Source organism: Kitasatospora sp. NPDC056076, from assembly GCF_042266305.1.
In the GTDB taxonomy this organism is placed as follows: Bacteria; Actinomycetota; Actinomycetes; order Streptomycetales; family Streptomycetaceae; genus Kitasatospora.
On sequence record NZ_JBHJWG010000071.1, the window covers coordinates 1 to 9,227 of the forward strand.

The 9,227-nt window shown below is 74.1% G+C and carries 12 protein-coding genes; 5 read left to right on the forward strand and 7 right to left on the reverse strand.

Annotated features, from left to right (window positions below):
• Positions 1 to 348: 348 nt before the first annotated feature.
• The gene (locus tag ACFC1T_RS35755) at positions 349 to 1,293 is read right to left on the reverse strand and encodes a LysR family transcriptional regulator (protein WP_375896206.1); all 945 of its coding nucleotides are present in this window, start codon (positions 1,291 to 1,293) and stop codon (positions 349 to 351) included.
• 61 nt (positions 1,294 to 1,354) lie between these two features.
• Between ACFC1T_RS35755 and ACFC1T_RS35760 the strand changes: the two genes are divergently transcribed.
• Positions 1,355 to 1,705, forward strand: a complete 351-nt coding sequence (locus ACFC1T_RS35760; protein WP_375896209.1) for a DoxX family protein — start codon at positions 1,355 to 1,357, stop codon at positions 1,703 to 1,705.
• Positions 1,706 to 1,710: 5 nt separating this feature from the next.
• Here ACFC1T_RS35760 and ACFC1T_RS35765 read toward each other — a convergent pair whose 3' ends face one another.
• The 5 genes from ACFC1T_RS35765 to ACFC1T_RS35785 all read right to left on the reverse strand — a co-directional run bounded on the left by ACFC1T_RS35765 (position 1,711) and on the right by ACFC1T_RS35785 (position 5,456).
• Positions 1,711 to 2,601: a hypothetical protein gene (locus ACFC1T_RS35765; RefSeq protein WP_375896210.1), complete on the reverse strand. Its 891-nt coding sequence runs from the start codon at positions 2,599 to 2,601 to the stop codon at positions 1,711 to 1,713.
• A gap of 6 nt (positions 2,602 to 2,607) precedes the next feature.
• Positions 2,608 to 3,027 carry a hypothetical protein gene (locus ACFC1T_RS35770; RefSeq protein ID WP_375896213.1) on the reverse strand — a complete coding sequence of 140 codons (420 nt, stop codon included), beginning with the start codon at positions 3,025 to 3,027 and terminating at the stop codon, positions 2,608 to 2,610.
• Positions 3,028 to 3,154: 127 nt separating this feature from the next.
• Entirely contained in the window at positions 3,155 to 3,955 is an 801-nt protein-coding gene (locus tag ACFC1T_RS35775; protein ID WP_375896215.1) for an alpha/beta fold hydrolase, read from the reverse strand.
• 261 nt (positions 3,956 to 4,216) lie between these two features.
• Positions 4,217 to 4,702 carry an SRPBCC family protein gene (locus ACFC1T_RS35780; RefSeq protein ID WP_375896218.1) on the reverse strand — a complete coding sequence of 162 codons (486 nt, stop codon included), beginning with the start codon at positions 4,700 to 4,702 and terminating at the stop codon, positions 4,217 to 4,219.
• 61 nt (positions 4,703 to 4,763) lie between these two features.
• Positions 4,764 to 5,456 carry a TetR/AcrR family transcriptional regulator gene (locus tag ACFC1T_RS35785; protein WP_375896220.1) on the reverse strand — a complete coding sequence of 231 codons (693 nt, stop codon included), beginning with the start codon at positions 5,454 to 5,456 and terminating at the stop codon, positions 4,764 to 4,766.
• Positions 5,457 to 5,515: 59 nt separating this feature from the next.
• Between ACFC1T_RS35785 and ACFC1T_RS35790 the strand changes: the two genes are divergently transcribed.
• The 3 genes from ACFC1T_RS35790 (at position 5,516) to ACFC1T_RS35800 (ending at position 7,597) form a co-directional block, all read left to right on the forward strand.
• Entirely contained in the window at positions 5,516 to 6,949 is a 1,434-nt protein-coding gene (locus ACFC1T_RS35790) for an aldehyde dehydrogenase family protein (protein WP_375896222.1), read from the forward strand.
• A gap of 122 nt (positions 6,950 to 7,071) precedes the next feature.
• Complete coding sequence (locus tag ACFC1T_RS35795) at positions 7,072 to 7,203, forward strand: hypothetical protein (RefSeq protein WP_375896225.1); 132 nt, start codon at positions 7,072 to 7,074, stop codon at positions 7,201 to 7,203.
• A gap of 61 nt (positions 7,204 to 7,264) precedes the next feature.
• Entirely contained in the window at positions 7,265 to 7,597 is a 333-nt protein-coding gene (locus ACFC1T_RS35800) for a hypothetical protein (RefSeq protein ID WP_375896227.1), read from the forward strand.
• Here the strand turns inward: ACFC1T_RS35800 and ACFC1T_RS35805 are convergent.
• Complete coding sequence (locus ACFC1T_RS35805) at positions 7,573 to 8,094, reverse strand: hypothetical protein (protein WP_375896230.1); 522 nt, start codon at positions 8,092 to 8,094, stop codon at positions 7,573 to 7,575. The two genes, ACFC1T_RS35800 and ACFC1T_RS35805, sit on opposite strands and share 25 nt — an antisense overlap.
• Before the next feature lie 53 nt (positions 8,095 to 8,147).
• Between ACFC1T_RS35805 and ACFC1T_RS35810 the strand changes: the two genes are divergently transcribed.
• Complete coding sequence (locus ACFC1T_RS35810; protein ID WP_375896232.1) at positions 8,148 to 9,089, forward strand: sigma-70 family RNA polymerase sigma factor; 942 nt, start codon at positions 8,148 to 8,150, stop codon at positions 9,087 to 9,089.
• The last annotated feature ends 138 nt before the right edge of the window (positions 9,090 to 9,227 follow it).

Genomic DNA, 9,227 nt, shown 5'->3' on the forward strand with positions numbered 1-9,227 from the left:
CAAGGGCCGCCTCTACGCCCCCGAAGCCCTCCACCTGGTCGACGCCATCCCGCTCACCTCCGTCGGCAAGCCCGACAAGAAGCGCCTGCGCCAGGCCCTCGCCCACTGAACCCGCCCGGGGCGGGGCGTTCCCCGGACCGGGCCCGGTCCGGGGAACGCCCCAGCGCGAGGTCCGGAGCGCGATGGGACGCGCACCGAAACCCCACCGAACCCCGGCCGGATCCCCACCCGCTTTCACCCCAAGGCGGGGTTTGGCTCAATGAACCACCGCCCCGGTGCCGAGAAGCCAACGGGGGGTGGCGGCGCTGAGGGCTGCCACCCCTCCCCGGCCCCGGCGCCGGGGCGGATTCACTCCGGGGCGGGGCCCCCGTCGGCCGCGTGAGGCCCGTCGGCCCCGTCGCCCGCATCGCCCGCCGCCAGGCAGCACCGCACGAAGTCCCGCACCACCGGGTTCCCGTCGTCCGCCGCGGCCCACGCCACCGCGATCCGGCTCGGGCTGACCCCGCTCACCGGCCGGTAGGCGATCCCCGGCCGGGCGTAGAAACGGGCCGTGGACGCGGGGGCGAGCGCAACCCCGTAACCGTTCGCGATGGCGCTCAGCCAGTCGTCCGGGTGCTCCACCACGGCGCCGAAGCGGACCGGGTGGCCCTCCCGCTCGTCGGCGGCGACCCAGTAGTCCCGCCAACGGCCGGTCTCGGCCGGGGCCGCGACGAAGGGCTCGTCCCACAACTCCCGGAACGGGACCACCTCCAGCGCCGCCAGCCGGTGCGCCGACGGCAGCGCGACCCACCGCGGCTCGGTGAACAACTCGGCCACCCGCCACCCCTCCTGCCCGGGGAACGGCAGCCGCAGCAGCGCCACATCGGCCTCCCCGGCGGCCAGCCCGGCCGTCGGGTCCGACCACGCGGTATGCCGCATCTCGACCCGCCAGCCGGGATTGCGGTCGGTGAACCCGGCGACGATGCCCGGCGTGGCCTCGTTGGCGGCGCTGGCCAGGAAGCCCACCCGCAGCACCCGCTCCGCCCGGCTGGCCGCGCCCCTGGCCTCGCGCAACGTCGCGTCCCAGTCGGCCAGCAGGCCCGGCACCCGCGCGGCGAGGCTCCGCCCGGCCACGGTGAGCGCCATCCCGGCCCGGGAACGGACGAACAGCGGCACCCCGAGCAGCTTCTCCAACTGCCGGACCTGCTTGGTCAGCGCGGGCTGGGAGACGTACAGCCGCTCGGCCGCCCGGGTCAGGCTGCCGTCCTCGGCGACGGCGGCGAAGGTGCGCAGCAGCCGGGTGTCCACATCCATTCCACCAGGTTATGGAAGCCGGTATTGGACGCAAGCGGAGGCCCGCGAAGAGGCTGGACCCATGTCCATCACCTGTCTCGCCGTCACCGTCCTCGCCATCGCCGCCAACGCCGGAATCGCCACCGCCGACTTCGCCAAGGCCCCCTTCGTCCTGGCCAATTCGGCCGAGGTGAAGGTGAAGCCGGAGTGGGTCCCGTGGCTCGCCTCGCTCAAGCTGGCCGGCGCCGTCGGCCTGCTGGTCGGCCTGGTCGCCCTCCCGCCGCTCGGCCTCGCGGCCGCGGTCGGGCTGGTGCTGTTCTACCTCGGCGCCGTGGCGACCCACGTCCGCACCCGGGTCCTCCACAACCTCCACTTCCCGGCCGGCTACCTGGCCCTGGCCGTCGCCACCCTGGCCCTCACCGCCACCCGCTGACCGGCCTACACCACCACCGCGCACACCTTGGTGGTGCCGTCCAGCACCGGCCACTCGGCACCGTACCGGCCGTTGTGGGCCGGGCAGTTGTCCCTGCTCGTGACGACCGCCGTGATGGCGAGCATCGCGTTGGCGGTCGACGGACCCTGCCTGAGGGTGCAGTCCCAGACCACACCGAGGAAGCCGTTGTCGATGGTTCGGTGGTCGGGGGTGTGACCCAGAAAGCACTGGCCGTACCGGAACTGCCGCTCCAGGCACAGCACCGTCACCGAGTGGTCGCGGTTGGTGTGGACGTACGCGGCACGGCCTCCGCCCGCCGGACAGCCCGCCGCGGCGGTGGCGACCACGGCAACCCGGTTGAAGGCGCTGCCACCCCGGCAGTCCACGGCGACCGGGACCGTCCGGCTCCACGTTCCCCATCCGGTGTCGTAGACATCCAGGCAGTCACCGGCGCGAACGGCGGCGAAAGCCACGTCCGCCGGGTCGGGCGGAAGCGGCGGCGGCGTGGGCGTCGGTGTCGGTGTCGGCATGGGGGTGGGGGTGGGCGTGGGAGTCGGCGTCGGCCTCGGTGCCGGCCTCGGTGTCGGCGGATCCGGACGCGGGTCGGTGTCGAGGTGCGTCGTCCGGTCCCACGGCACGACGGCGGACACCGACGGTGACGGACTCGAATCCACCAACCCGCCCGCCACCTGCTGGATCGGCTTCCAGAGCGCGAACAGCAGCAGCCCGAGCACCAGCGCCGCGCCGAGCAGCGGGACGGTGATGTGGAAGTGCTGGTCCCGGCCCGCCTGATTGACCCGCCCGTGGCCGCTCGCCGTGGCATTGAGGTTGAGGTTGACGTTGCGCGGGCCGCGCTCCGGCCGGTCCGGGCCGGGTGGCGGCCCCTGGGGGCTCACCCGCCCTCACCGTTCGTTGACGTGGATGTCCCCGACGGCCTGGTTGATCCGGGCCCGTCCGGAGGCCTCGGCGGTCATGGTGACCGACTGCTGCGGGACGGCGGGAGCCGATCCGCCGGTCAACTCCTCGACGATCAAGCGCAGTTGTGCGGCGGCGCCGGGATCAGCGGCGAGCAGTCGACGCAGCCGGGCACCCCACAGGTCGACCACCTCCTGCTCCGCCCGCTCGTCCCCCGCACGGCGCGCCTGCGCCACGTCCTCGCGCGACTCGCCCAGCTCGGCGAGCACCGTCTCGGCCCGCTCGGGATGCCGACGGCGCCACAACTCCCCGACGGCGGCACGGATCCGCTCCCAGGCGGTGGTGGTCAGCTGCTGGACGACGGCCGTCGCGGCGACGCCCGCGAGTGAGCTCAGTTCCGGGTCCATGGTCTCCCCCGACGGATATGGACGCTCTTCCGGTGCACCGGTGTTCCGGTGCACCGGTGTTCCGGTCAGGAGCGTTATACCCTGCCGGAGCGCCGGGCACCACGCGGACCGCACCGTTCCGCCGCGGCTACAGCTTTACGAGGAACTCCCTTACGGTCACCGCGAGTTCGTCGGCGGCGGTGACCGGCAGCAGATGGTCGCCGGCCAGCTCCACGAGGACCGTCCCGGGGCGGCGGGAGACGGCCTCGGCCGCCTGCTCGGCCGGGATCGCGCCGCCGGTGGCCCGCACCAGCAGGGCGGGGCAGTCGGACGCCGTCCAGCCGGCCCGGTGGTCGCCGTGGACCAGCTCCTCGGACTCGTACATGTCCTTCGGGTGGAAGGGCAGCCGCCAGGTGCCGTCCGCGTCCTCCCGCAGCCGGTCGGCGAAGTACGGGGCGGCCGGACCGAGCGCGGCGACCAGCGCGTCCCGGCTCTGGGCGTCGTACGGCAGGCCGAGCAGGAAGGCCAGCGGGTGCGGGCCCTCCAGGCCGAGCACCAGCGGACCCTCGACGTTGACGATCGCCTCGACCCGCTCGGGGTGGCGGGCCGCGAACTGGTAGGAGTTGATCGCCCCGAGCGAGTGGCCGAGCAGCACCGCCGTCGGCAGACCCAGGTGGTCGAGCAGCGCCTCGACGTCGGCGAGGTAGCCCTCCCGCGAGTAGTCGGCGGCCCGCTCCGAGTCACCCTGGCCGCGCTGGTCGGGCGCGATCACCCGCCAGTCGGGGCCGAGTTCGGCCGCCAGTCGGGCCCACACCGCACCCTCCGAGAGGTGGCCGTGCAGCGCGAGCAGCGGGCGGCCGGTGCCGCCGAAGTCCAGGTAGGACAACCGGCGGCCGTCGATGACCAGTTCGCCGCGAACGGCTTCGGCGTGAGTGGTGGCGTCGTTCATATCCGGTTCCCCCCGGTGAAGCGGTTGATGGGATCACCATACTCATGGATCGGACGTACGTGCAATACAAATGTCCAAGACGTACGTCCGAACCGTCCACGCCGCACGGGGCCGCACGGGGCACTCGCCCGGCGCGGGCGTGCAAGACGGACGTCCGTCCGAGACGAATGTGCTAGACAGACGTCCGATCCACTCCGCCGCCAGGAAACCACCCGCAGGCCGACGCCCCGGCCCGCTCCGCCACCTGGCCGCCCGGGCGCATCAGGCCGCGCCGAAGTGCCGCTTGGTGTCCGCGACCAGGGTCCGCAGGAAGGACCGGTTCGGCAGGTCCGTCAGCGCGGCCGGGCGGGCCAGCAGCGGGTTGGACTCGAAGGCGAAGGTCCAGGTGAACCGGGTGCCGGTCGGGGTGGGCTCGACCAGGTAGTCCTCCCCGAAGCGCCGGAACAGCGGCAGGCTCGCCGAGGTGACGCAGAAGGAGTGCCGGGATCCCTCCTCCCAGCGCACGAACTCCTCCCGCAGGCGCAGCAGCCGCATCGCGGTGATCTCGCGGGTCGTGCCGACGCCGTGCGGGGGTCGCGAGGTGTAGCGGCCGCCGGCCAGGCCCCGGCACCAGGACAGCGGCGCGTCACCGGCGAGCCCCCGCCAGACCGTCTCCGGCGCCACCGGGAGGTCCAGCACGTACGCGTGGCGGTGCGGCGCGGTGTCGAAGAAGGACGGGTCGAAGCGTTCGAGCGTGAACCAGGGCATCGGGGCTCCTCTTCTCACGGGGTCTCACGGGTCTCGCGGATCCAACGGATCTCACGGGGTCTCACAGGCGGACGTCCCGACCGCCCCGCCCACCGCCCACCGCCCGCAGGGCGAAGGGCAGCAGCCGGTCGGCGGTCTCCTGGGCGGTGGCCTCGTCCACGTCCTCGGGCAGGTGCGGGGTGAGCAGGAAGTGGGTCATCACCGGCCCGACCACCACCTCGCCGAGCAGGTCCACGCCGTCCAGCGGCGGGATCTCCCCACGCTCGACGGCCCGCCGGACGACCTCCGCGACCCGCCCGTACACCGGCTGGAGGAAGGCCGTCACCAGCGCCTGGGCCAGGGCCGTGTTGTGAGCGGCCTCGCCGATCAGGGCGCGGATCAGCCGGCCGGGCTCGCCGGTCATGCTCGCCGCCTTGTCCCGCAGGACGACCCGCAGGTCGCCCTCCAGTCCGCCGGTGTCCGGCTGCTCGTAGGAGCTCTCCCCGTGCAGCGCGGCGGCGGCGATCACCAGGTCCTCCTTGGACGACCAGCGGCGGTAGAGGGTCGCCGTGGAGACCCCGGCCCGGGCCGCCACGGCGGCGGTGGTCAGCCCGCCGTAGCCGCTCTCCGCGAGGACGGCGAGCGTGGCGTCCAGCAGCGCCCGGTCCCGGGCGGCGTCACGGGGGCGCCCCCGGCGCGCCGTGGCGGCCGGTGCGGCGCCGGAGGTCGTGGTGCCGGACCGGGTGGCGCTGGACGGGGTGGTGCTGCGGCTCATGCCGGAAGTCTACCGAGAACTAGAAACGAAATCGTTTCGTTTCGTTTATGCTCGACGGCATGAGCCTCTCTGCCGAAGCCACGCCCACAGCCGCGCCCGCCTCCGCCGAAGCCACCCCCACCGAAGGCCCCGCCGCGACCGTCACCCGCCTGCACGCCGCCTTCGCCACCGGCCGCACCAAGCCCCTCGCCTGGCGCAAGGCCCAACTCCGCGCCCTGCGCCGCCTGCTGGTCGACCAGGAGGCCGTCTTCACCGCCGCCCTCCACGCCGACCTCGGCAAGAGCGCCGCCGAGGCCTACACCACCGAGATCGGCTTCACGGTCAACGAGATCGACCACACCCTGCGCCACCTCGACGGCTGGCTGCGCCCGCGCCGCATCCCCGTCCCGCTCGCCCTGCAGCCCGCCCGGGCCCGGACGGTCCGCGAGCCCCTGGGCACCGTGCTGATCATCAGCCCGTGGAACTACCCGCTCCAGCTCGCCCTGGCCCCGCTGGTCGGCGCGCTCGCCGCGGGCAACTGCGCGGTGGTCAAGCCCAGCGAGCTCGCCCCCGCCACCTCCGCCGCCCTCGCCCACTGGCTGCCCCGCACCCTCGACCCGCAGGCCGTCGCCGTCGTCGAGGGCGGCGTGCCGGAGACCGGCGCCCTGCTGGAGCAGCGCTTCGACCACGTCTTCTACACCGGCAACGGCACCGTCGCCCGCATCGTCATGACCGCCGCCGCCCGCCATCTCACCCCCGTCACCCTGGAGTTGGGCGGCAAGAGCCCGGTCGTCGTCGAACCCGGCACCGACCTCGCCACCGCCGCCCGCCGGATCGCCTGGGGCAAGTTCATGAACGCCGGCCAGACCTGCGTGGCCCCCGACTACGTCCTCGCCATCGGCGACACCGCCACCGAGCTCGAACGCCAACTCACCGCCGCCGTCCGCGAGATGTACGGCACCGACCCGGCCCGGAGCCCCGACTACGGCCGCATCGTCAACGAGCGCCACTTCGACCGGCTGACGGCCCTGCTCGCCGACGGCCGCATCGTCACCGGCGGCGACCACCACCGCGCCGACCGCTACCTCGCCCCCACCGTCCTGGCCGACGTCGACCCGGACGCCCCGGTGATGCGCGAGGAGATCTTCGGCCCCGTCCTGCCGATCATCCGCGTCCCCGACCTCGACGCCGCGATCGCCTTCATCACCGCCCGCGACAAGCCCCTCGCCCTCTACGCCTTCACCGCCTCCGACACCACCAAGCGCCGCCTCACCACCGAGACCTCCTCCGGCGCCCTCGCCTTCGGCGTCCCCAACGCCCACATCGTCGTCCCCGGCCTCCCCTTCGGCGGCGTCGGCGAGAGCGGCCTCGGCCGGTACCACGGCGCCCACTCCATCGACACCTTCAGCCACACCAAGTCCGTCCTCGACAAGCCCCTCCTCGCCGACCCCCTCCGCCCCGCCTACCCGCCCTTCACCCCCCTCAAGTCCCGCCTCCTGCGCCGCCTCCTCTGACCGGCACGACGGCGAATCGACTCAGTCCGGCTGAGTACCCGTACGGATGCGGAGCACCCCGGCCGCCCCTAGCGTTCTGCGAGCCAGAGCACACGCATGACGACGACGGGGAAAGGCACACCATGGACGCCATCGCGATCCGACCGGCCGAACGGCACACCTCCGCGAGCACCCTGCACAACCCGGGTCGCCCGGGCAGCTCCGGCGACGACCCCGACACCGGCTGGTCCAGGCGGCGCGGCCGCCGCCCCTGACCGCTCCGCCGCCGCACCGGCTACGCTGCCGATCGATCGTCAACTCACCCCGGGGGGAAGCATGGTCAACCAGATCATCGGCAACGTCACCATCGGCGGCCAGGTCATCCAGTCGACGAGCCTCACCATGGACGACCCGGGCCGGAGCAACCCCGGCCCGGACGGCCCGGACGCGGGCGACTCCGCCCGCAGCACGGCCGACCTGGCCCGGGGCGTCACGAAGGACCTCGCCCACCCGGGCGCACAGGTCCGGCTCACCCACGGCGAACACCGTGCCGTCCTGCGCCTGCTGGCGCACCTGGACGACACCGGCGCCCCGGAGGCCGCCGTGGCCCGCGAACTGGCCGACCGGCTCCGGGGCCGGTCGGGTCAGAGCCGGAACAGCGGCTGGTAGGCGTTCCCCTCCACGGCGTTGAGCAGCACGTACGACGGCCCGAGGCCGAGGGTGACCTCGCGCAGACGGGCCAAGGCCTCGGCCGCGGTGGGGACTTCGAGCCCGATCGCGGCCGCGGCCGCGTCCCGGTCGGCGAGCAGGTCGGGCTCGTCGGCCAGGTAGTCCTCGGCCGCCTCCGTGCTCTCCTCCTCGGTCAGCCGCACGCAGTCCCGCCACCACGGCACCGCCAGCAGCAGCCGGACCAGCTCCTCCAGACCGACGGCCAGCAGCGCCGCGCCGCCCTCCGAGTCGGCGTAGAGGACGGGGCGTTCGTCGCCGCCCTCGCCGCAGAGGAAGAAGGTGCCGCCCGCACCGCACTTGGCGACCTCCTCCAGGGCTTCGCCGGAGGCGAGCACGACCTCCTCCACGTGGGAGTAGGCGTCGAGGGAGAAGTCCCCGGGCCAGAGCAGGTAGTCGACGGTGGCGGGGGTCGCCCGCAGGCGATCGAGGAACGACATGCCGCACACCCTACGAGCCCGCTCCGACAACCCCGACGAAGGAACGAGACACGGTGAACGAAACAGGCGGTACCGGCGGAACCGACGAGGGAGCCGCCCGGACCGCGCTCTTCGAGGAGCACCGCCCGCACCTGCGCGCCGTCGCCTACCGGATGCTCGGCTCGGTCAGCGAGGCCGACGACGCGCTCCAGGACGCCTGGCTGCGGTACGACCGCACCGACACGGCGACCGTGGCCAACCTCGGCGGCTGGCTGACCACGGTGGTGTCCCGGGTCTGCCTGAACCTGCTGCGCGACCGCGCCGCCCGCCGGGAGGAGCCGCTCCAGCCGGTCGGACCGGACGGCGCGAGCGGCCCCGAGCGGCTGCCGGACCCGCTGCTGCGCCGGGAGGGGGTGGTCGACCCGGAGCAGGAGGTGATGCTCGCGGACTCGGTCGGTCTGGCGCTGATGGTGGTGATGGAGTCGCTGTCGCCCGCCGAGCGGGTCGCCTTCGTGCTGCACGACCTGTTCGCGGTGCCGTTCGAGGAGATCGCCCCGCTGATCGAGAAGACCTCGGCCGCGACCCGCCAACTGGCCAGCCGGGCCCGCCGCAAGGTGCAGGCGCAGCCCGCGCCCGACCGGGACCTGGGCCGTCAGCGGCTGGCCGTGGACGCCTTCTTCGCCGCCTCCCGCACCGGCGATCTGGAGGCGCTGGTCGCCGTACTGGACCCGGACGTGGTGCTGCGCTCGGACGGCGGCGCCGGGCTGGCCCGCCACACCGTGGTGCTCACCGGTGCCGCGACGGTGGCCGGGCAGGCCGTCCTGTGGGGCAGGCTGTCGCCGTTCGCCCGCCCGGCGCTGGTCAACGGCGCCGCGGGCGCGGTGGTCATCGGCGCCAACGGCCGGGCGCTGTCGATCATGGCGTTCACCGTCGTGGACGGCGCGATCACCGCGATCGACGTGATCGCCGACCCGGAGCGGCTGGCGGCCTTCGACCTCTCGGCCTTCCGGGACTGACGGCAACCGACCGGGACCTGCCACGAGTGAACCGCCGGGGGTGGGGGGGCGAAACCCCCCGCCCCCCCCCCCCCCCCACCGCCCCCCCCCACCCCCCCGCCCCCACCGGCCACCACGCCCCCGTGTTATGGGCCGGGC